This is a genomic window from Streptomyces echinatus (assembly GCF_014203595.1).
GTDB classification, from domain to species: domain Bacteria; phylum Actinomycetota; class Actinomycetes; order Streptomycetales; family Streptomycetaceae; genus Streptomyces; species Streptomyces echinatus.
Genome location: NZ_JACHJK010000028.1, coordinates 31,446 through 53,432, shown reverse-complemented (window position 1 = coordinate 53,432; position 21,987 = coordinate 31,446). Strand labels below are relative to the sequence as shown.

Sequence of the window (21,987 nt, the reverse complement as noted above, 5' to 3'; positions counted from 1 at the left end):
CTACGAACGCAAAGCCGAACACTTCATGGCCTTCACCGCGATCGCTGCCACACTCATCTGCTACCGCAGACTCCCCAAATGAAATGGCCTGTAAGGTGCGGCCGCTGGCGAAGTACGCCTCGCGCATGGGCTCGAGCCATGCGCGGTGGATACTGCCAGCGGATTCGGTGATCGGGCCGAGTTTGCGGCCCGGCCGTCCGGGAGGCGGCTGGGAGGGATCGGGCGGCATCATCGGTTGGCGTCGTCCTCTGCTTCAGGGACGGCTGCCGCGCGGTGACCGGAGGCCGGTGCGTGGGCGCGTACCGCGCGGACGATCTGGACGACAGTCAGCCCGAGAACAGGTGCCAGGGAGGCGATGGCGACCGTCTGGCCCAGCCAGGCCATGACCGCACTCCACGCGAGGACGAGTCCGGTCACGGTCACCGTGATGATCAGTATCTGCTTGAGCGGCATGCATGCTCCTTGGGTAGGCAAGCCTTGGGTGTCGGCCGGTACAGGGAGACCCCTCATCCGGAAAGGAGTCTCGTACGTGCCCAGGAAGGGACGGCGGGTGCCGGCCGCCGTCCATCCGGGCTGCTGGCCAACCAGCATGTGAGCCACGGCAGTTGATACACAATGTGATCAAGGAATCGCGGAACAATGAGATCCACATCGCAGGCGCCGTCACCTGGTGCGCTGCGGGCAAAGGAACCGCACAAATACGGCGCGTCCGGGGGGAAGTTCCCGGTTTTCCTTGCATTCGGCGCGCTCAGCCGCGTCAATGGAAACAAGGCATCCACTGGGTGTCGGCCTTCCATCCGGAAGAGCCCGCCCCCGTGCCGAGATTTTCTGGGGGCGTGCTGACTGCTCTCGCCTGGCCGCAGCTGACGGCCAGGCGAGAGCGGAGCCGCCCGCAAGGGCCTTTCGACGGTAGCCCAGCCCACTGACAACGACCGCCCAGCGTGCGCCGGCCACAGCCGCACCACAGAGGCACCCAGGGGCGCACGGGTGCACGGGCGTCGACCACACACGACAACTCCCTGTACCGCCGGCAGCCCTCGCCCACCCGGGGAGGGGGCTGCCGGAGCGAGGGTCTAGGCCACTTCAGCAGGGTGTCCCGGGGGCGGGCACGTGCCAGAACGCGTGGGCGAGAGCGACCAAGGCATCACAGTTCAGCCCCATCATCTCCAGACTCTGCTCCAACGGAACGGTGGCGAACCTGCCGGTCACCGCGAAGCCGGCGTTGCAGACCACCAGGTGGACCCACCCCGGGTGAACAGGCCGACGACCTGCTGCCGGCCGGCCGCTTGCTCTTGCAGAAAGCGCGCGGTCTCGAACATCCACGCTGCAGCGTCGTGCTGCACGAGTCCTCCCGTGTACCTGTTCCATTTCAGGTGCCGCTCCCGCCCCGCTCCGGTACCAGAGGCGCCAACCGCCTCCACCCCTTCAAGCGCCTCAGCGGCCCGAAGCGTGCACCCGGATCACCGGAAAAAGTTACGGTCAGTATCGGAACGGTTGCGTCAAGGTCAATCGTCGACCAAGGCCACCAGTACTGGCCGACGAAGCAACGCTTCGCGCCCGCTGGGGGGGCCGCGGCTCTACCCGATCAGACGGTAGGTCCGGGACCCCGGTGCGCGGGTTAGGCCGCTTAGGATCTCTGTCCGTGACGGAGGGCCTCGATGAGTTGATCAAGCTGGAACGATCCGCCGAGGAAGAACGATCCAAGCTCGCAGACCTCACCAACGATGAGCACGACGCCCAGTGGCGACGCTGGCGCAAGGCCGCCGAAAGGGCTCAGACGGCCATCACCGCTCACGCCGAGGCCACCCGCGCCAACCGGTACGAGGTGGAACAGGCCGTGAAGAAGGCAGTCCGGCACGCCCAGCAAGACCCCACCGCCGAGTAGCCCGCCTACCGCGGGTCGGGCCAGACGGCCAGCACCTCCACGCTCTCCTCGTCGGTGAGAGTGATGCGGGCACCGGGCATCGAACCGTACTCCCCGACCCAGCGCCGAAATTTGTCCCGCGCGACCTCCAGACTTCCCCACCAGCCGTGCTGCACCGGCCGGCCGCCGGCTTCGAGCAGCAGGTGATAGCGGCTGGGATCGATCATGCGAGGCGGATTCCTCTGGACGGCCGGGATCGCGGACGATCGCGCCTTTCGTCGCCAGCTCGGCGACCTGGTAGTGGACGGAGGCGCGGCTGCGCATGCCGACTTCCTCGCCGATCTGGGCGTAGGTGGGCGCCTCGCCGTGCTCGGTGATGTGCCGGCGGATGCAGCGCAGGACGCGTTCCTGGGTGTCGGTGAGGTAGTCGACGCGGTACATACTCAGATTAGAGCGCTTGTTCGAATTTCTGGGCAAGCTAGACCCAACACAGACGCACACAGCGAGGACAGGAGTGGGATGGTGGCGGATCAGGGGCCTATGTCGCGTCTGGACATGCTGCGCTTCGCCCGCCGCGTCGTCGAGCAGCACACCGCGCGGCAGCTGGATCTCATCGACCGATGGATCGCCGAGGAGGAGCGGCGCCAGGCCGAGCGGCAGCGCGGCGAGCAGGCCCGGCCCCCGGCACCGCAGTGGCTCCTGGAACCGGGCCTCAACAAGGAGTCGCCCTCGGTGTATGTCCACGCCGGTGGCTGCTGGAACGCGGGCAGACGAAGCCGAGGCGTCGACCAGGACGCCGCGCTCCGGACGCTCGCTGAAGGGGTTCCCCCCTGCCCGCACTGCCGGCCGGACAAAGCACTCGGGCACCCGAGCCGTCCCCGCTAGGATCCGGTCCGCGGCAGGCGCGTCATCCACGCCTCTCGGGCGGGTGGGAGATATCCCTACGCCTGCCGCACCTCAGGCACTACTCCTCGGACGGCGTCCAGTCGTCTTCTTCGCCGTGGTCTTCTTGGCCGGCTGCTTCTTCGCGGCCGCCTTCTTCGGCTTCGGCAACTCGTGCACCTCAGCAGGCCCTGCGTCGTCACCCCGGGACGCCCTGGCCTTCGACACCGACTCCTGCAGTGCGGCCATGAGGTCCAGCACCGGGGCCGGCTGCTCCGGCTCCGGCACCTCCGGCAGCGGCTTCTCCTCGCGCTTGGCCTCGATGATCTGCGCGACGGCCTCGGTGTAGCGGTCTCGGAACTCCTCCCCCTCGAGCTGGTCGACGGTCATGGTGTCCATCAGGGCCAGTGCCCCCTCGATCTCGGCCTCGGACACCTCGGCCGGCGGCGGGAGCAGTTCAGCGGGGTCGCGGATCTCGTCGGGCCAGCGCATGGCGTGCAGGACCAGGACGTCGTCGCGGATGCGCAGCAGCCCGAGGCGCTCGCGGCCGGACCATGCGTACTTCGCGACGGCCACCTTGGCCGAACGGCCCAGCGCCTCCACGAGCAGCTTGTAGGGCTTCGCGGCGACCTGGCCGGCGGGCTGGAGGTAGTAGCCCTCGGCGATCCGGATCGGATCGATGCTGGCCAGGGGCACGAACGCGTCGATCTCGATCGCCTTCGCGGTCGGCAGCGGCAGGTTGCTCAGGTCCTCGTCCGTGATCGGGATGACCTGCGTCTTGGTCAGCTCATACCCCTTGCCGATCTCCTCCTGGGAGACCTCGCGGTCCTCCAGTTCGCACACCTTGCGGTAGCGGACCCGGCCGCCGTCTTCCAGGTGGTACTGGTGGAAGTGGATCGAGTGGTCCTCGGTCGCCCCGACCACGTTGATCGGCACCGTGACCAGGCCAAAGGAGATCGCACCGGACCAGATCGTTCGGGGCATGGCACACCCTTTCGCACTCGCCCCGAGCACCACCAGGCTATGAACGCCACAGGCCGCCCGCACCCGCGGCAGCATCCGTGTGCGCCCCGAGCACACCATTGGGGCGAGGCAGGGAGCCGACCGCTTGGTTCGGCATGGCTCGCCGCGGCGGCCGATCTACCCGTTCGGCTGCGCATGCACGTCCAGGTACAGGCGCGCGGTGCGGCGCGTCAGGTGGTTCCCTGGGGTGAGTGGTGCCGCGGCCGATCCCCGAGTCCGCCGCGGCACCACCCCGAACCGACCGAGGTTGCACCATGACGCCCCATGCCCCGTCGTCACGGCTCGGGCGGTGCGCTCAGACACCCGAACGGCGATCAGCGGCAGCAGCTGGCGCAACCCGTCGTACCTCAGCCGGCCGACCCGGTACGAGGCTCAGCCCGCTCTCCTCCAGCGGCATCCCCGGAGCCGGATCACCGTGTTGCCCTGGTCATCGAGGACGCCGTCGTGGTTCATCCAGAGCGACACCCACAGCTTCGAGGTGCTGTGGGCGCGCTGCACCAGGTCCTTGCGCAGCAGAGCGGTGCGGATGTCGAGACTGTTCACGTTGAACTCCCAGGTACGGATGGTGTGGCGCGGTCCGTCCGCGTCGCTGGCCGCACCTTGCAAGACACGAGGGTTAGCCTCGCAACTCTCGCGAAAAACGCAACGCCGCGGACGCCGGTGACGTCCTGCCGCGCGCGACGGTCTCTGCCGCCCTGAGCCGCGACGAGCTTCCCCGCGCCGAACTCCTGGCCGCCTACGTACGGGCGTGCGGCGGTGACGACGACACCGTGGCCGCATGGCTCGACGCCCGACGGCGCCTGTCCATATCGGGTAGCGCGACCCCACTGCCCGCCAGCGAGGAAGCACCACGGACCGTTGCCCAGGAGGACGACGGCGCACCGCAGGAGACGGTGCAGGTCCCGTTGGAATCAGCCGCTGAGAGGCACGGCCCGGACACCGGCCCGGTCAGCGAACCGACCTCTGGCGACGACAACACCCGCCCTGCGAGCGCTCCATCCACGTGGCGGCGACAGGGACCCCTGGTCGCGATCGCCGCGTGCACCGTCCTCGGGATCCTGGTGCTGGCGTTATGGCCGTCCGACGGTGATCCCGACAAGCATGCTGGCAGTGCGCCCACAAGCACCCAGCCCGGCGACACTACGCCCAGCACACATTCCAAGCAGCCGGTGTCGTCGCCCTCCAAGAGCCGGACAGCCGACGCCGGGCCCGCGGCCTTGCCCACTGCCTCGCCGGCCGAACACGACAAGACGGCCGCCCCCCGCTCCAGCCACAGCCCCACGCGCGTCTCCGCTCGGATGCCGGCTGCCGGCTGGACCCACATGCACCCGGCATCCTCTCACTCCCTCTGTCTCACCGAGGGACGCGAACGCAACGGACGCACGGATCGTGAAATCGCCGTCCAGCACTCCTGCGCAGATGCCCCTCTGCCCCGCGTCTACATCGAAAAGCTCAGCGGGTCCATCTACCGCATCCAGTGGCACAACCCCGACCCCGGCAAGGGGCTCGGCCGCCTGGCCGTGGACGGATCCTCCACCTCCCCCGGAGCCCTGCTCGCGCCCCGAGACTGCGCGGACAGCAACAGCCAGAAGTTCCGTCTGGAAGCCTCCGGCGACGGATACCGGCTCCGGCCACTGCACAGCGGCCTGTGCGTGGGATTCCTCCCTCCGGTCACAGACGGCGCCGAAGCCGTGCAGACCGACTGCACCGGATCCTCCAGCCAGGCCTTCACCTTCACCGCGGGTTGAGTCGGCAACAGTCGTTGCGCACCTGATCTGGATGTAGGCACTGAAAGAACGCCCTTGTAAGGGTGCTCTAGCGCGAGGAGCCGCGTCGCAGGGGCCGGGCGGTCGACCAGCCGAGGCCCTGCTCCACCCATCACCACGCGTGAAAGTAGGGAGTGGGAAACCCCAACCGGCGCATGACCTAGTAATGTTCGGTCACATGAGCATCCCTAGTCCCCGGGGGGAGCGAGAGAAGCTAATTACAGCCCTCACTCCCCAGTTGCGCAGGCACTTGAAGATCCGCGCCTTTGAGCACGGAATGGACATCCAGGACGCGGCTGAGCACGCTCTCAAGGCCTGGTACGAAGCTGACGGTCTCCCAGAGGTGAAGACCGACGGCGCCAAGACCTGGGGAACCTTCCTCCCCGTGGGTGAGCCCGACAAGTTCAAGGCGGCTTGCGCGGAACGGGGCGTCACCTATGTGCAGGGGCTGGCCCAGGCGCTCACCTTGTGGCTCGACAACCACCCGTCCCCTTCTGCCCCGCTGGTGTCCCAGCCGGTCGTGCGGGTGATAGTGGCCAACCAGAAGGGCGGCGTCGGCAAGACCTTTCTCTCCTCCGGGATCGCCCAGGCGCTCGCGGAGGCCGGCCATCGCGTGCTCATCGTCGACTACGACCCGCAGGGGCACCTCACGGCAGAGCTCGGTTTCGAGGAGCTCATGTATGAGGACGACGTCGAGACGCTGATGATGCACATGGACGGAACCGCCCGGGGGGACATCCATGAGCTGCTGGTGGCTTTGGACGGCGAGCGGTTCGGCGATCGTCTCCACCTGCTCCCCGCGTCCGACGACGCGTTCCTGCGGGACGTCGCCCTGTCCAAGGTGAGCTTCAGTGAGGCCGCTCTTGAGCGGGCCTTGGAGCCGCTCGAAGCTGACTACGACGTCATCATCATCGACGGTCCGCCCAGCTTGGGCCTGAACATGGACACCGCGCTGTACTACGTCCGCCGCCGCGAGGGCGAGCTCGCTGACCGCTCCGGTGTCATCACGCCGGTTTGGGCCAACAAGGCCTCACACAGGGCGTTCCGTCTCTTGAAGAATCAGATGGACGACCTGTGCAAGAAGGGTCGGATCCAGGTCGACTACCTGGGGCTGATCATCAACGCCTACGACAGCCGGCGCGGCAAGCTCGTGAAGCAGAACAGGGACGAATGGGAGAAGAGCAGTTCCCCGGCGGTCCTTGCCGTGATCGGTGACTTGAAGGAGGGCCGCGAGGCGGCAGACGGTGAGATCCCGCTGCTGGAGTACGCGCCCGACAGTGAACACGCGCAGGTGATGCGCGACCTGGCGAAGGAGCTTGCCGTATGACGCCCTCTCAGGAGCGGATCACCCGTGGGTTCAGCATGGATGAGGAGGCAGGCGGCGAGAGAAAGACCCCGCGCCGCATCCGTACTCGCCAGCAGATCATGAACGGTGAGGGCAAGCGGCCTCCAGCCCAGGTGGAACTCAAGCTGCTCGCCGGCAACCCATTCAACCCCCGCGACGAACTCACCGAGATCGAGGAGACAGCAGAGTCCCTCCGAGCCAAGGGACAGATCCAGCCCGTCACGGTGGCCCGCCGCGCGGCCTTCCTGAACGCCCACCCCGGTCATGAAGGTCAGATCAGCGAAGAAGCCGAGTACGTCGTCATCGACGGCAACCGCCGCTTGGCCGCTGCAGCGCTCGCCGGGCTGGCCGAGCTGCGCATCGACGTCAACGACGATCTTGCCGCCAGCGCTGCGGACATCCTGGAATCCGCCCTTATCGCCAACATCCACCGCGTGGACGTCCCTCCCATGGACCAGGCGAAGGCCATCCAAGAGCTCGTACAGGTCCATGGCTCTCAGGGGCAGGTGGCCAAGCGGTTGGGCAAGACACCGGCCTGGGTGTCCCAGCGCCTGGCACTGCTGGAACTCACGCCGGAGCTTCAGAAGAAGGTCGAAGCGGGCGAGTTGAAGGTGGAGCCCGCCCGCCGGATCGGCCGGCTTCCCAAGACGAAACAGAAGGCCGAGGCGGAGAAGGCTATTAACGCCGTTAAGACCCCGCGTCAGCGGCGCCGCCAGCCCGAGGACGAAGGAGCTGGCGCCGCCACCGTTAACGGCGTTAACACCCCCGCCGGTGCGGCCGGAGCGACCCCCGAAGACTCGCCGACCATTAACGGCGTTAACACCCCAGCGGGTGCGGCCGGAGCGACCCTCGAAGACTCGCCGACCGTTAACGGCGTTAATACCCCAGCCGAAGGTGCGAGTCCGGCAGTGGCCTTCACCGGGGGAGCGCCCGGGCAAGGCGAAGGCGAGCAGCCGAGGCGGCTGCCGTACGACGACGCCCTCTACGTTGTCGGGCACCTTCACGTGAAGATGACCTCCGAGCACTTCTTCCAGGGCGCACGCGTGTGGATGAAGATCCTCCGCGAGCAACACCCCGAGGAGTACCAGGCGCTGCTGCTGGAACTGAGGCAGCAGGAGCAGCAACCGGCCTGATTCCCCAACGCGAAAAGGCCCGTACTCCCGCATGGCGCAGGGAGTACGGGCCTTCGCTGTTCTCAGCGATGCATGTCAGGCTGCCGCGGCAAGACAGCGCTCGTACGCACGCGGACCGCACTCGCCGAGTTCTACCGTTTCCACGCCCGCCGGGATGAGACTGTGCCGGCCCTGCTGGGGTGCTGACCGGGCCACGGCCAATGGGCCAGTACGTGCCGATGCTGGCGCACACCCCACGTCACGGGCCAGCGCCGGATCCCGACAGCCTGATCCGTATCGCCACGGTGACAGCAGGCGAGATTCGGCGCCTGGTCGACGCCTGCATCAGCCGGGGGGACCAGTTCTTGATCGTGCTGCTGTCGGAGACGGGGCTAAGGATCAGGGAGGCCCTCGGGCTACGGCACGAAAGCCTGCGGCTGCGGGCCAGGGAGGTGCGTGTCGTTCCCCGGGAGAGCGACGTCAACGCCGCACGGGTGCAGTGACGCCCAGAAGAACTGCTCAGCCTCGCGGGAAGAAGTAGTCGAGCAGCGCAACGATCGTGGCGATGATGCCCGCGACGCTGGCCAGAACACTGATCACGACAACCCGCTGAGTCGGCCCACTGGCGTTGGGATGGTTACTGCTGCGCTGCACCAAGAACTTCCGGATGCCCTGAGGCTGGTTTACGAGCATGGACCGAGTCAGCTGGTAGTGAGTACGGAAGAGCACGAACGCCATCAGGCCCGCGCCGGCTCCCACCAATCCCGGCGTCCCGGATGGCTCGTAGATCAGGCTGAACAGCGCGATCACCAGGCAGAGTGCTGACAGACGGCCAATCCATTTGGTCAGGCGCCGTCCCAGGAAGCGAGCCTCGTTGAAGACGGCCCCCACTCTGAGCGCCACTCCGTTCTCCCACGCCTCGGATCCGCCTTCGATCCGGGTGACGGCCAGGTGCGGCCAGTCGAGGATCTTGTCGAAGCGATCACCACCGATCTTGAAAATGATCTTCTGAGGACCGGTTGAGGCAGTGCACTCAACTTCAAGATCAGTGATCACTGGTTCGCTGCCCACGTGCGTTTGCAACGAGGCGAGATCGGTCCACTCCCGCTTCTCGGTAGTGCTGACGACCAGGTCGTCCCTGTCCGTGCGAGAAGTTTTTGAGTAGCGGACCGTCATCTGACCGCTGGGCAACGCATCCTCAAAGATGGCCACCAGGTCGTCCAGGTTCTTCCACGAGAACCAGCAGCCGCCCCGCACAACACGTGTCCCCCACTCCACCATGGCAGGAAACTAGCGGCCTGGTGATCAATCTGTCAGCAGGGCCAGCCCCTGTGGGCACCCGACCAAGATCCCTCGCGCTGGCGAGGAAACTCATGGAAACAGTGCGCTCTCAACCACGTGGACAGCCACTTCGCCAGACGGCTAAGGGCTGGTTGCGCGGCGGCAACGACGGAACCAGCTTCCGTGAGGGCGGAACCGTCATCGACATCAAGACAGCAGACCAGGTCCAATGAACCGCCGCTGAGATATTCATAAGCGGCTTGGGGCGGTTGTCGGAAGTCGCTGCCCGCACCAGCAGCGTCGTCACACCGCCGGAGTCGCTGTGACCTGGGCCGTCGGCGGCGCGTCATGCGAGCCGGGAAGCTCCCGTCCCAGGCGTGCCAGCGGGACACCGCCATCACCGCTGGCGACAGAGGCTGGCGCGAAGCCCCCACTCCTCGGCGAGGTATCCGCCGGCCAGAGAACCGAGCGGGGTCAACCCTGTGCCGGCAAGCGTGATGGTCTCGGCCGTACGGCACTGCGTCCCGTCTGGAGTGACGGCCTACGGGGCGGCCATGACCGTGACGTTTACCAACTGGCCGCCGAGCCCGACCACGGAGCCGGCCGCGAGGAGCGCGGGAACCGTCACCGCGGGAGAACCCTGCAGCGCGGGCACACACAGGGACACTCCGTCGCCCGGCTTGGGCGGCGGGGGCATTTTCGGCGTCCGGCCTCGTTCGCGACCGCCGCACAAGCCCTTCCCGGCCTGCGCAGGCATCAGACGGAGCGCTCTGACTCAGAGGCCGCGGGCGTCGGCAAGGCGGGCAGCCTCACCGGCCATACGGAGCGGGGTACGCCCGGACCGTGTGCGTCATTGAAGGCAGGCATGGACGGGACGTCGTCGCCGAAGCGGCGGCGGATGGAGCGCATCGACCGCCGGCGGCTACGGACGACGTTCATCGCGCAGCGTGGTCAGTGGCAGTGGTCGTCGACCTGGAGGGCGTCAGGTGCCCAGCCTGACCTGCACGGCTCGTGACCGCCTCAAGCCTCGGTGGATACCAGGCGGCGTTCGGGGAACTATGGCTTCACGCCAGGCGTCTACTTCTAGTAAGGGAGTGATCGCTGAACGTGTGGGGGTAGCGGTGGACCCGGTTTCTGTGGGACTGCTGGCGGCATTGGTAGGCGGCGTTGGCGGCGAGGCCGGACGGCAGGCATGGGCGTCGCTCACGGCCTTGGTGCGACGCCCATTCCGGGGCGATGGCGATGCCGCGGGGGATGCGCCGCAGGTGAGTGCGGGCTTGGACGAACTGGCCCGCCTGGAGGAGAACCCGGCCGATCCGGCCCGCGCGCAGGCCCTGAGCACGGCGCTGGCGGTACGGGCAGCGCTGGACGCCGACTTCCGCAGGAGCCTGGAAGCCTGGCACGAGCAGGCGAAGCGGGCACACACCGGCGGCGGGACAGTTCACAACGAGGTCAAAGGCGGCAACCAGTACGGGCCGGTGGTCATGGGCCAGAACTTCTCCAACCTGTCCTTCGGCTCTCCGGCCGCCGCACCCGCTCCGCCGCCGACGGCCCAGCAGGACCCCGACCACAGCAATCCGCCACAGCGCGGCTGACCGCCATGCACCCGCCAGGCGACTCCGGCGACACCTTCAACAAGATCAGCGGCGGGATCATCATCGGCCCGGCCATCCTGGGCAAACAGATCAGCCTCACGCTTCCGCCCCAGGTCCCCACCGCGCTGGCCGGGCTGCCGGAAGTCTCCCCGGTGTTCACCGGCCGCGACGCACCGCTGAAGGAGCTGCTCGACGGCCTGGCCCCATGCCACGCCGACGGGCAGCAGCCGGTGCTGGTGCGTTCGGTCGCAGGACTCGCCGGCATCGGCAAGACCGAGCTCGTGGCACAGGCCGCCGCCCATGCACTGACACAAACCGGCTGGTTCCCCGGCGGGATGCTCTTCACTGACCTGTCCGGCTACCACCCCAAACTTCGCGTACCTCCCGAGACCGCCCTGGACGGCTGGCTGCGCGCGCTGGGCATTCCCGGCGAGTACATCCCCGAGGGGCTGACCAACCGGCAGGGCCTGTACCGCAGCGTGCTCGCCGAGTTCGCCCGACAGGGACAGCGCATCCTCGTCATCATCGACAACGCCTCCAGCGCCGACCAGGCCCGCCCCCTGCTGCCCACCGACGGCCTCAACGCCGCACTGGTCACCTCCCGCCACACTCTCGACCTCGGCGCCCGCCTCCTCGACCTCCCCATCCTCGACGAGAGCGCCGCGATCGCCCTGCTCGCTCAGGTCCTGCACCGCGCCCACGGTGACCGTGACACCCGCGTCGCCGATGATCCGCAGGCGGCCCAGGGCATCGCCCGGCTGTGCGCTGGACTGCCGCTGGCCCTGCGCATCATCGCCGCGCTCCTCGCGGACGCCCCCACCCGCCCCCTCGCCGACATCTCCGAGGATCTCCAAGCCGAGCACTCGCGGCTGGACGGGATGGAGCGGGAGGAACGCGCCGTACGTGCCGCCTTCGACCTGTCCTACCAGTTCCTTGATGAGGACCACGCCCGGCTGTTCCGGCTGCTGCCCCTCAACCCCGGCCCCGACGTCTCCACCGACGCCGCAGCCCACCTCGCCGACACCGCCCCCCGCCACGTCAAGAAACTCATCCAGGACTTGGCCCGCGCCCACTTGGTGGAGCCGCGGCAGCCCTGGGGCCGCTGGGGCTTGCACGACCTTGTTCGCCTGTACGCCGACGAACAAGGCCGCACCCACGACACCCCCACCCAGCGCCACGCCGCCCAGGCCCGCCTGTTCACCTATTACCAGATCAGCGCGGCCGCCGCCGACACCCACCTGAACACCCTTCCCGGCACCCGCTCCCCCCGCTTCCAAGACCGCAACGAAGCCCTGCTATGGCTGGACGCCGAACGCACCAGCCTGATCGCCACCGCGACCATTGCCCCCACTCTCGGCTACCCGGACACCGCTCACCTCGCCTTCTCCCTCGCCCAATACCTCGGCTACCGCCGCCAGTTCGACGACTGGATCACCATCACCACCACCGCCGTGACCCTCTTCCGCAACTGCAGTGACCGGCAGAGGGAAGCCGGCGCGTTGAACAACCTCGGCCTCGCCCTGTGGGAGGCGCGGCGGTTCGAGGAAGCCATCGACGCCTACACCCACGCCACCGACCTCTTCCGCGTCCTCGCTGACCAGCACGGCGAAGCCGACGCGTTGAACGGCCTCGGCATCGCCCTGCGGGAGGTGCGGCGGTTCGAGGAAGCCATCGACGCCCACATCCACGCCGGCGATATGCACCGTGGTCTCGGTGACCGGCACGGCGAAGCCGGCGCGTTGAACGGCCTCGGCCTCGCTCTCCAGGAGGTGCGGCGGTTCGAGGAAGCCATCGACGCCCACACCCGCGCCACCACTGCCTTCGGTGGTCTCGGTGACCGGCAGGGCGAAGCCAGCGCGCTGGACTACCTCGGCCTCGCCCTGCAGGAGGTGCGGCGGTTCGAGGAAGCCATCGACGCCCACACCCGCGCCGCCGATATCCACCGTGGTCTCGATGACCGCCACGGCGAAGCCAGGGCGCTGGACCACCTCGGCCTCGCCCTGCGGGAGGTGCGGCGGTTCGAGGAAGCCATCGACGCCCACACTCACGCCACCGACCTTTTCCGCGTCCTCGCTGACCAGCACGGCGAAGCCGGCGCGTTGAACAACCTCGGCATCGCCCTGCAGGAGGTGCGGCGGTTCGAGGAAGCCATCGACGCCCACACCCGCGCCGCCGATATCCACCGTGGTCTCGATGACCGCCACAGTGAAGCCACGGCGTTGAACAACCTCGGTCTCGCCCTGCACCAGGTGCGGCGGTTCGAGGAAGCCATCACCACCCACACCCGCGCCACCACTGTCTTCGGTGGTCTCGGTGACCGGCACGGCGAAGCCAGCGCGTTGAACAACCTCGGCCTCGCCCTGCAGGAGGTGCGGCGGTTCGAGGAAGCCATCGACGCCCACACCCGCGCCGGCGATATGCACCGTGGTCTCGGTGACTGGCACGGCGAAGCTGGCGCGTTGAACAACCTCGGCCTCGACCTACGGCAGGTGCGGCGGTTCGAGGAAGCCATCGACGCCCACGCCCACGCCGCCGACCTCTTCCGCGCCGCCGTTGACCGGCATGGCGAAGCCAACACGTTGGAGAACCTTGGCCGCGCGCTGTACCAGGTGCGACGGCTCGACGAGGCGGCGACCGCGGTGAGCCAGGCAGTAGACATCTACCGCCAGTTCGCAGCGGACGGCCGTTCCGGCCACGGTTCCGAGCTTGCCCTCTCGCTTCTGCTCTTGGCAGTGGTAGGGGTCGATATGGACGAGGGACGTGTTCTACCCGGAACGCTGCCCGCAGCTCAGGAGGCCGCGGAGCTGTTTGGCCAACTGGCCAAAGATCATGCTGCTGAGGTCACCGACCTGCACCGCGCTGCATTGGAGCAACTGGCGGGAGTTCTGGGACTGCTGGGGCGCGTCCAGGAGGCAGAACAGGTACGCCGTCGACTTGCGGACATGGACCCACCGGCGGAGTGATTCGCCGACGAGTTGCCGACCGGTGCCGTGCAGAGGAGGGAAGAGCGCTTCGCATAAGCGGTCCTTTCCCAGAGCAAGATCGGGAGTGGAGGACAGCTCGTCGGCCGGGGCGGTGCCCCAGTCGTAGTCGGGAAGCCCAATTCCGGGCGAGGGTGAGTCATCGCTGGCCCGCTTCCCCGCAGGCGCATCGCGGGTCGCGGACGGTGCTCCGGCCGGGATGTCCGGAACCGCCGCACTCGGTGCACCCGGGGGCGGCGCCCGGGTCCAGGTTCCAGCGGTGGCCGCACCTTGGGTGGACGCAGCGGGTGCAGTCGGCGACGTCATCGGTGTGAGGGATCGGCAGGCCGAACTCTTCAGCACCGGGTGTCTTGCACTGGGGGCAGGTGATGACGACGGTCAGCGCGGTCCGGCACCCGGGGCAGGTGACTGGCAAGAGGTCGCCGTCCTGTACCAGGCGGTCGACGGCGGGCATCGGGGAGGCGGCGCAAGCCAGCGTGAAGTGATCACGGTCGCCCGTGTGCCGGGTTGCATGGCTCGTGCCGTCCGGCTCGACGGCGCGCTGCTGGTGAGATTCGTACGTCGGCTTCATCAGGTTCCCTCCGCTCCAGCCGACCACGCGGCCGGCACGGGTGACGGACGCACCGGCTCGGATGCGCCACACGTTCTGGCAGGCCCGGCGGCCTGTACGGTCCTCGCCCACCACGACGCGGTGGGGCGGGCGAGGGGCAGGCAGAGCGCCCGGCACGAGAGCGGCCCGCGCCGGTGAGGCGCGGGCCGTGGGCGGGCGGTACGGGCTGTGGGTCAGAGGTCGGACGGCAGCCTCTCGCCGGTCTCGGCGTCATACGCGATTTCGGTCGGTGACAGTCGCACCGTTCGCGAGTACGGAGCCATCCCCGGCAGTGGTTGATCCAGTACGGGCTGAACAGGGACAACATCGACGCGGTCCATGCTGGCGACTGCTGGGCAGCGAAGAAGAGCGGCCGCTGCCGGCCCGCGACCCGGCAGCAGGCTCTCGACGCACTGCGTCGCCAGGTCCCGGCGTGCGTGCACTGCAGGGCGGATTCAGCGCTGGGTGCGACGGGTTAGCGCTCGCCGCTCCGGCTGGCGCCGGGCCGGAAATTCGCAGGCCGGGTGTGTGCCGCATGCCGGAGCTGCTGTGTGGGCTGGATAGGTTGATCAGTTCACAGCGGAACTCGCGCACTCAGGAGATATCTTGGGCACTGAGCCCCACGCCCAGAACCGTTCGGCTTTATGGCCGCAGCTGGAGATTGTCCCGCCACGCCCCATCGTCCCGCCCCGGCCGGTGGTACCGCCGCAGGCCTCACCCGAGGCACCGCTGGCGGCCTGGCTCCGGCAGCCGCGCCCGGCCGCTGAGCCGGGCATCTGGCGATGCGGCTATCAGCCCCGCGAGGCAGAGCATCCCGACCGGGTTCCTACCCGTCAGCTGGCCATCGGCGCGGCTGTCTCGGCTGTCGCTGGATGGCTGCTGTGGTCGCTGCTGGACAACGGGTATCTCGGTGACTACTGGCTCTGGCCGTTGGTGATGGCGACCCCGGACGGCTACTTCCAGTCGATGTATTTCGTCATCGCGAGCTGGACGTACTACGCGCTCGTCCTGGCCGTCGTCGTGGTGTTCTTCGGCCGTCTGGGGAACTGGCCCGAAGTCCTGCGGCGGATCAGGAAGACGCTGGCCACCCCAACGGTGGCGGTCGCCGGTACGGCGCCGCTGCTGGTGGCCGATCCACTTTCCGATCCCGCGCAGTGGCCGCAGCTGCGGGCCGACGGCGCGGCGGGGGCGGCCGACCGACTCACCGCGGACCTGCGTGCCGGGCGGATGACAGACGTGGACCAAGCCCGGATCGATCACGCGTGGCGCTCCGGTCGGGCACGTGCGGAGATCACGTCGCAGGTGCTCACGTCGGGTGCGGCGGCATTGGCGGGGCCGGGCGTGCGTGATCTGCCGGGCCGTGTGGGGCAGCACGATCTGAGTGTGCGGCAGGTGCGGATCGGTACGGCGGTCGACGACCACGAGCGCAACCCGCACCCGTACCGGGGCGTGGGGGTGGCGCTGGACCCGGCCGTGCTGGGCACGTCGGCCGTGGTCGTCGGGCCGGATGAGAGCGCGGCGGGGGTGGTGCAGCCGGTGGTCGAGTCGCTCTGTCTCCAGGCGCTGGCCGGTCAGGCGGTGCTCATCACCGTCACGTCGGCCCGCAGCCCGGTACTGCCCGGGTGGTACGACGTCGTGGTGGGCGCCACCACGGAATGGGCCTTGGACCTGTACGGCGGGGTCGACGACGTCGACACGGCGGCCGGGGTCCTCGGCGAGGCTCTGACGGGCGACCTGGTGACCTTCCAACCGGAAGGGGACGGGCAGCGGACTGCCGCCGTGCTCGCGCTGTTGCTCGGCCCGTGGCGGGCGCTGCACGGCCGGTTCCCGGACGTGGTGGAGCTGCGGGACCTGGTTGAGGGTGAGGCCGGGCGCGCGGCACTGCGGGCCGCTGCCGAGGTGCAGGGCGCAGCGGAGGCCATGCGGGACCTGGACGCATACGAGCGGCGCTCAGGCGCCGGTGCGGGCGCTCTGGCCGACCGTCTGATGCTGCTGGACCGGCCCGCCGTGCGCGCCGTGCTCGCCTCGGGTCGGGGGGCCGGCGGGCGGAGAGTGCTGCGCCTGCGGGACCTGGTCCGGCCGGGCCGGGTGCGTATCGAGCTGCCCGAAGGCGGCGGCCACCGGGAAGCGTCCCGGATCCTCGCCCGCCTGGTGCTCGGTCATTTCCTGGCAGGGAGGTCCGCCCGCAAGGATGTCGACGTCTTCGCGGCGCTGGTGGTGGACGACGGCGCCCGGCTCATCACCTCCGAGGCGTTGCGCGGCGTGCAGCAGCTACGCGCGCACAACGCCGGGGTCCTGGTCCACCTGCGCACGCTGGCCGACGTGCCCGATGCGCTGCGCGGTCCGCTGCTCGGCGCGGTCGGGTGCCGGATCGCGTGCGCCGGCATGAGCCCCGCCGATGCCCACGATCTGGCGTCCGCATGGGGCACGGAATGGGTCGAGACTCGTACGGTCACGCACCGGCAGGTGCGTGCCGAGGAACCGTTGGGCAAGGTGCTGCACGCCCTGCGCCACGTGGCGACCGGCAAGCCGGTCACGGCGGAGTCGGTGACCGTGTGCCGCGAGGAACGGCCACGCTGGTCGGCCTCGGCGCTGGCCAACGAACTGCCAGCCGGTCACGCGGTGCTCTCCCTCGCCACGGTCGGGGGCCAGCGCACCCCACCCATCCTGACCAGGCTCTGAAGAGCCGGACACCGGCATGCCCCGAATCAGCTGGCACCTCCTGTGTCATCCGGCGGACCAGGTGCCGTACGATGCAGAGGACTCACCGCAACATGAATAGGCGGCCGTTTGGGATGAACCTCCCGAGGGGCCGCGAGAGGCTCGAAGCCGGCGGCAACCGGCAACGAACCTCCCGCGGTGTGTACTGCAGTCACCGGGCCCGGCCGTCTACGAATCGGCCGGGCTCACTGCTGAGCGGCCATACGGCGGGCATTCGGCTTCTGGTTCAAGACCAGAAGGACCGCAGTACATCGATGGCCATAGCGACCACGGGCACCCAATCAATGAACGCCTGACGCAAAGTCAGGACGCGCTCGTAACAGGCGCAGTGCTCGTGCTGGTCCACCGCTGCCTCCCCTCACTCAGCCCCAAGTGGCCCTTGGGGAAGGGCCCCTGTCCCTAAGGAACAGAGCACGTGAGGGGCTCGTGCGGTGAAGCAATCGCAAGCATAGGACAGTTGGGGGCCAAGTCCGACCGGGGGGACCACAACTTGTGGGCTGCTGTAGCCATCCAACCACTACATGTGGGGATTGGCTCATAGACCGAGGCAGATACGCGTGTCGCGGGGACTGCGCGGCTGGCAACTTCTGTAAAAGCCCAGGTCAGGACGGTTTGTCCCCTCGGTGGTCGAGGTGAGTAGACCTGTTGCGGTGGCTCTGAGGGCCTTCCACGGGGCGGTGCTCCTGTCGGCTCACCACAACATGCTGCGTTTGCGGCCTACGGGAAAAGTGCAACGTTCGTTGCACTGCTCCGGTTGAACGACTCCATGCAGTCGACGTTGTGACCACCACGGCAGGCAGCGCACTCGGACAGAGGAACAGTGCGCTGCCTGCCGCGATCCAACCCTTTGGCGAATACTCGGAGTGGGCGGCCGCGCCGACGAGGCGCCCCACCCCGCCGCCTGAGAGCACCGTCACCAGGCTGCGAATTTCGGCGGCGAACAGTACAAAACTGGACCTCCTCACCCACCGGTCCTCGGACGCCCCTGCCACGCCATCACGTCAGGCGAAGTGAACGTTTTCACTCGAACCGGTGTTTGACGCAGCCTTTCGAAAGCAACTATCGACGTGCAGCGAGGAGATCATCGAGAGGGGCCGACGTGCCCACCCCACCGAATCATTGCCACCATCACTGCCCCAGACTCTCCGAGGGCCGCGCCGGGCAGCAGATGATGAACGAAGCCTCAACTCCAAAGGGGCACAAGCGCTCCCTGCCGGGCTGTCCTGCGGACAGCTTCAGAATCACCAACTGGTGGCATCGCATGATCGAGGTCATCAGCGAGCCCGTACTGCGGGGGAGACACCCCATCGAGGCGCGAAGTCCAAGACGACGACTTCGACCCGCCGGGATCCCGGCCAAGCCCGGCAAAAGGCTCTGCCAGACCCCACTGGCCGAGAGGCTTCGCCTCAACGCCGCCAAGCTCCACGCGCACGCCAAACGGCACCACGACCAGCGCATCACCACCCCGGAGACGACTCCATGACCCCAGCCCTCGACGAGCGCGCACGCGTCCGGGCGGCCATGGACCGCATCCTCGCCGGCAACTGCCAGCACTCCAACGGCGCGCTCACGATCGTCGCCCTGGCCCAAGAGGCCCAGGTGCCACGCAACGCACTCACCCAGCACCATCCCGACCTCAAGAACGACTTCTACGCGAAGGTCAAGGAACGAGGTCAGCCCACAGACTCGGAACGACGGCTGCGCAAGAAGATCACAGGCCACCCAAAACGAAAATGCCCCGCCGCCCATCCGGGCGGCGGGGCATTTTCGTGCGTCCGGCCTCGTTCGTGACCGCCGTGCGAGCCCTGTCCCGGCCTGCGCAGGCATCGCACGGAGCGCCCTGACTCAGAGGCCGCGGTCGTCGACAAGACGGGCAGCCTCACCGGCCATACGGATCGGGGTACGCCCGGCGCGGTGTGCGTCGTGGAAAGCGGGCACGGACGGAACCTCGTCGCCGAAGCGGCGGCGGATGGAGTCCAGAACGACGACGGCGGCGGCTTCAGCTCGATGCGGGGCCGGTCGGCGTACAGCAGAGCGGAGGGCGGGTCAGCGCTGGAGCGGGTGGACGTTGTCGGGTTCGTCGTCCGGATCGTCGTGGTCGGGCGTGGGCTGCGGCGGGAAGTGGAACGCGGGGTAAATGTTGACCTGCGGCGTTGTGGGGGCCGGCTTGTTGATGACCGGGCGCAGGCTCAGGCCGCGCAGGGCGATGACGCTAGCGAGGGGCCCACAGGAGGGCGGCGATGCCGGCGGCGAGAGTGCGGTTGCCGTCGGGCGTGGCGTACTGGTGAAGGGGCAGTGTTCCAACCGTGCGGTATTCGGGATGCCCGCGAGAGCTCTATCCCCCTGATGCGTCTACTACAGCGGTGCCTGCTGCCGCTCCGAGTACCCCGGGGAAGCGCTGTAGTGAGTGCCCATCGGTCCCGCAAGGGCGGTGGCTTCGAGCAAGGAGACCTTGCTACGGACCATGCCAGCGGAAGGCGACGTGAATGCTGTCAGCCGCGATCTGGATCTAGGCTTCCGCGAGGCTGTCCACGGTGTGGGGTATCCGCGTTTGGACTGGCTACATGGGCCAGAAAGCGCATTATGGAAGGGGGAGTCTCACGCGGGAAATCCCATGACCAAGTACTCGCTAACCGAAGAGACGGTAACGATTGACGGACACGTCCTTGCGCGGACCGACGCTGCTTCGGTGGAGCAGTGCCTCACAGTGCGCTTCGCCTGCCCGGGTTGCCTCCCCCCGAGATCGGCGGTTCAGTCGAGTGCGAACTTGTCTGGACTAATTGACTCACGGTCAGAAATGGAAAGCACCCGGAAAGCTTCGCCTCTGTCAGGGCCACTACACGGCACCCCTGTACAGCAGGTCGCTTCCCGCTTAGCTTGAAGAAGCAGGGAGGTGGCCATGTCGGGCGATATTGATGACTTCGAACACTGGAGACGCAACCGGGAAGATACAGTCAGGTATGCCGCAGCCGAAAGGGCCGCTCGAAGGGCGCGCGAAGTCACGGATGCAGAAAGACGTGCAGCTCAGAGCCGTATGGATTCTTTCAGGCGGTACTACAAATGCGCTATCTGTCGAGTTCCCACAGAGGGCCCCATCTACGATTATTTTCCGGCTGGCTCCGGGTGTGGGGAGGATTGCAATGATCCCGGACGGAGCTGGACGGTGTGGTGGCCAAGCGATATGGAACAATGCGTATACTGCGCACGCTTCATACACACAAACAATCACTGCGGTACACCTCAAAATTCACCTTCGATCACTTGCCTCGAATGCGCCAGGCGAATTATGGGAGGTGCGCGGTTGCGCAAAAAGCGGTTCGGCATGAAGTCTCGCCCCGCTCCGGACTTTCACGATTAAGCACTAGGCGACGCGTCGAGACTGCTTGTGGGCACTGAACAAGGGACAACGAAACCGGCGTCGGGACTGGTGGCTCGAATGTTGAGGTTCGCGCATCCCTCGGCAAGGACGGTCCTGGCGTCACCGTGAGTGATCGTCGGCGCGTATCGGCTCCACGTTCCGCCGACTTCGGTGACCAAGCGTGTGGTGGTCTTGTGGTGATAGCCCAGCGCCTTCGCGATGACGGCGGCTAGGGCCTGGAGGACGAGCTGGCGGAGCGGCCTCAGTCGGCGAAGACGCCGGCCTGGGCGGTCTCCTGCTTGGCCTGGTGGGTAGGGGGCGTCCCAGCGGCCCCTACCGGCGAGTGCGACCCGGCCAAGCTCGCCGAGCAGGCCGCCACCGAGCGCGACGCCGCGCTCGCCGAGGCCCGGCAGCTCCGCGTCGAGCTCGCCGCCCATCAGGCCGCGCCCAATGCCGGCGCCGAACCCGCGCGACTGCTCGACTCCCGCACGGCCGACACCGCGCCCGGCTGGGCCCCGCGGAGAACTGGGAACAGTTAAGGCGCGAGCCGCCAATGTCAACCCCAGGGTCGGTAGTCAACGCTCGTCGTCATCGTGGGAGGTGTGATCACTGCCCATGCGTCTAGCAGTGCGAATCTCTTCTGTTTCTCGGAAATGGCTGGCTGCTTCATCGATATACCCCTCAAGTTTCGGGGACTTCACGATGTCGGTGACGACCGATTGCACCAGGATGTCGTTGGCCTGTCGATCAGAGGAGAGTCCACGATAGAAGAGCACGAGCATGGGGCCGCAGAGGATGGCCCACAACGGATGGACCACGACGCCTGCCACGCCGCTTAAAACGTTGCCCGAAATTCCTACATTCACTTTGAGGTCAGCTTCCGCCGCGAGGCGGTCGTAGTCGCCGTACAGGTCCTTGTTTGCTCCGTATAGCCGCGTGTGCAGCTGAGGCAAGTCTTGGAGGAAAAACTTAAACCCTTCAGCTTTCAAGTCAGTGTCATAAGAGATTGAGAGTTTGCCGCGAACCCTTTCCACAATGTAGCGCCCGAGTGCGTTCACCGACGCTGGCGTCAGCTCAGGGGCCAGCCATTTGAGCCCTCTCTCGTCACCCGGTAACAAGCTGTGACGCCGCTTTTTGAATAGCTTGGAGTGTGACCGGATTTTTCGAAAACTTCTGCTGACGGTCGCCGCATGCACCTCCAGTACGCTACCCACGAGATAGGCCACGAAGGTGCTGACAGCAATGGCCGTCGGCTTTCCCAGCCATCCCACTAGGTCGTAGGGCAGCTTCAGTGGACTATCAGCTGCGACGTTCGTCGGGACCTTGTTGCCATATAGGAGAAGCAGCGCCAGAAGATAGATGTAACCAGTCACCAGCGGGGCACGAAGCTCACGGATGCCGGGTAGCAGGGATGCCAACACGTGATCATGGTCGTCTGGCCGGTATGTGAATGAGCCAAGACACGCCGGG

19 protein-coding genes and 1 pseudogene are annotated in these 21,987 nt (G+C 67.5%); 13 read left to right on the top strand and 7 right to left on the bottom strand.

Annotated features, from left to right (window positions below; all coding sequences use genetic code 11):
- Positions 1 to 228: 228 nt before the first annotated feature.
- Positions 229 to 453 carry a hypothetical protein gene (locus FHS34_RS40000; protein ID WP_184975248.1) on the bottom strand — a complete coding sequence of 75 codons (225 nt, stop codon included), beginning with the start codon at positions 451 to 453 and terminating at the stop codon, positions 229 to 231.
- Positions 454 to 1,642: 1,189 nt separating this feature from the next.
- Between FHS34_RS40000 and FHS34_RS39995 the strand changes: the two genes are divergently transcribed.
- Positions 1,643 to 1,885, top strand: coding sequence for a hypothetical protein (locus FHS34_RS39995; RefSeq protein WP_225818045.1), 243 nt, complete (start codon positions 1,643 to 1,645; stop codon positions 1,883 to 1,885).
- Positions 1,886 to 1,890: 5 nt separating this feature from the next.
- On the opposite strand, the gene FHS34_RS39990 is transcribed toward FHS34_RS39995, so the two are convergent.
- Positions 1,891 to 2,091 carry a hypothetical protein gene (locus tag FHS34_RS39990; protein WP_184975245.1) on the bottom strand — a complete coding sequence of 67 codons (201 nt, stop codon included), beginning with the start codon at positions 2,089 to 2,091 and terminating at the stop codon, positions 1,891 to 1,893.
- 76 nt (positions 2,092 to 2,167) lie between these two features.
- Positions 2,168 to 2,305, bottom strand: a pseudogene (locus FHS34_RS39985) (LexA family protein); the annotation flags it as partial.
- 99 nt (positions 2,306 to 2,404) lie between these two features.
- On the opposite strand from FHS34_RS39985, the gene FHS34_RS39980 reads away from it, so the two are divergent.
- Positions 2,405 to 2,749, top strand: coding sequence for a DUF6233 domain-containing protein (locus tag FHS34_RS39980; protein WP_225818046.1), 345 nt, complete (start codon positions 2,405 to 2,407; stop codon positions 2,747 to 2,749).
- 72 nt (positions 2,750 to 2,821) lie between these two features.
- On the opposite strand, the gene ku is transcribed toward FHS34_RS39980, so the two are convergent.
- Positions 2,822 to 3,730 (bottom strand): non-homologous end joining protein Ku, encoded by a 909-nt coding sequence (ku, locus tag FHS34_RS39975; RefSeq protein ID WP_184975242.1) that lies wholly within the window; start codon positions 3,728 to 3,730, stop codon positions 2,822 to 2,824.
- A 411-nt stretch (positions 3,731 to 4,141) separates the two neighbouring features.
- Positions 4,142 to 4,375 carry a hypothetical protein gene (locus FHS34_RS43175; RefSeq protein ID WP_225817941.1) on the bottom strand — a complete coding sequence of 78 codons (234 nt, stop codon included), beginning with the start codon at positions 4,373 to 4,375 and terminating at the stop codon, positions 4,142 to 4,144.
- A 716-nt stretch (positions 4,376 to 5,091) separates the two neighbouring features.
- On the opposite strand from FHS34_RS43175, the gene FHS34_RS39965 reads away from it, so the two are divergent.
- From FHS34_RS39965 to FHS34_RS39950, 4 genes are all read left to right on the top strand, one after another.
- Entirely contained in the window at positions 5,092 to 5,517 is a 426-nt protein-coding gene (locus tag FHS34_RS39965; RefSeq protein WP_184975239.1) for an RICIN domain-containing protein, read from the top strand.
- 295 nt (positions 5,518 to 5,812) lie between these two features.
- Positions 5,813 to 6,862: a ParA family protein gene (locus FHS34_RS39960; protein ID WP_443732469.1), complete on the top strand. Its 1,050-nt coding sequence runs from the start codon at positions 5,813 to 5,815 to the stop codon at positions 6,860 to 6,862.
- Complete coding sequence (locus FHS34_RS39955) at positions 6,859 to 8,013, top strand: ParB/RepB/Spo0J family partition protein (RefSeq protein ID WP_184975234.1); 1,155 nt, start codon at positions 6,859 to 6,861, stop codon at positions 8,011 to 8,013. Before FHS34_RS39960 ends, FHS34_RS39955 begins: the two co-directional genes overlap by 4 nt.
- Positions 8,014 to 8,225: 212 nt before the next feature.
- On the top strand, positions 8,226 to 8,495 hold the full coding sequence (locus FHS34_RS39950) for a site-specific integrase (RefSeq protein WP_221510049.1): 270 nt from the start codon (positions 8,226 to 8,228) through the stop codon (positions 8,493 to 8,495).
- Positions 8,496 to 8,511: 16 nt separating this feature from the next.
- Here the strand turns inward: FHS34_RS39950 and FHS34_RS39945 are convergent, their stop codons facing one another.
- Positions 8,512 to 9,273: a hypothetical protein gene (locus FHS34_RS39945; RefSeq protein ID WP_184975230.1), complete on the bottom strand. Its 762-nt coding sequence runs from the start codon at positions 9,271 to 9,273 to the stop codon at positions 8,512 to 8,514.
- 1,265 nt (positions 9,274 to 10,538) lie between these two features.
- On the opposite strand from FHS34_RS39945, the gene FHS34_RS39940 reads away from it, so the two are divergent.
- From FHS34_RS39940 to FHS34_RS39915, 7 genes are all read left to right on the top strand, one after another.
- Positions 10,539 to 10,868, top strand: a complete 330-nt coding sequence (locus FHS34_RS39940; protein ID WP_308288345.1) for a hypothetical protein — start codon at positions 10,539 to 10,541, stop codon at positions 10,866 to 10,868.
- Between the two features lie 5 nt (positions 10,869 to 10,873).
- A complete protein-coding gene (locus FHS34_RS39935; protein ID WP_184975227.1) occupies positions 10,874 to 13,831 on the top strand; it encodes a tetratricopeptide repeat protein in 2,958 nt (985 codons plus the stop codon).
- Positions 13,832 to 14,734: 903 nt separating this feature from the next.
- The gene (locus tag FHS34_RS42110; RefSeq protein WP_221510048.1) at positions 14,735 to 14,917 is read left to right on the top strand and encodes a DUF6233 domain-containing protein; all 183 of its coding nucleotides are present in this window, start codon (positions 14,735 to 14,737) and stop codon (positions 14,915 to 14,917) included.
- 127 nt (positions 14,918 to 15,044) lie between these two features.
- On the top strand, positions 15,045 to 17,120 hold the full coding sequence (locus FHS34_RS39930; RefSeq protein ID WP_221510047.1) for an ATP-binding protein: 2,076 nt from the start codon (positions 15,045 to 15,047) through the stop codon (positions 17,118 to 17,120).
- Between the two features lie 1,300 nt (positions 17,121 to 18,420).
- The gene (locus FHS34_RS39925; RefSeq protein ID WP_184975224.1) at positions 18,421 to 18,642 is read left to right on the top strand and encodes a hypothetical protein; all 222 of its coding nucleotides are present in this window, start codon (positions 18,421 to 18,423) and stop codon (positions 18,640 to 18,642) included.
- Positions 18,639 to 18,950 (top strand): hypothetical protein, encoded by a 312-nt coding sequence (locus FHS34_RS39920; RefSeq protein WP_184975221.1) that lies wholly within the window; start codon positions 18,639 to 18,641, stop codon positions 18,948 to 18,950. Before FHS34_RS39925 ends, FHS34_RS39920 begins: the two co-directional genes overlap by 4 nt.
- A gap of 1,866 nt (positions 18,951 to 20,816) precedes the next feature.
- Positions 20,817 to 21,056 carry a hypothetical protein gene (locus FHS34_RS39915; protein ID WP_184975218.1) on the top strand — a complete coding sequence of 80 codons (240 nt, stop codon included), beginning with the start codon at positions 20,817 to 20,819 and terminating at the stop codon, positions 21,054 to 21,056.
- Positions 21,057 to 21,092: 36 nt separating this feature from the next.
- On the opposite strand, the gene FHS34_RS39910 is transcribed toward FHS34_RS39915, so the two are convergent.
- Positions 21,093 to 21,938: a hypothetical protein gene (locus FHS34_RS39910; RefSeq protein ID WP_184975215.1), complete on the bottom strand. Its 846-nt coding sequence runs from the start codon at positions 21,936 to 21,938 to the stop codon at positions 21,093 to 21,095.
- Positions 21,939 to 21,987: the final 49 nt, after the last annotated feature.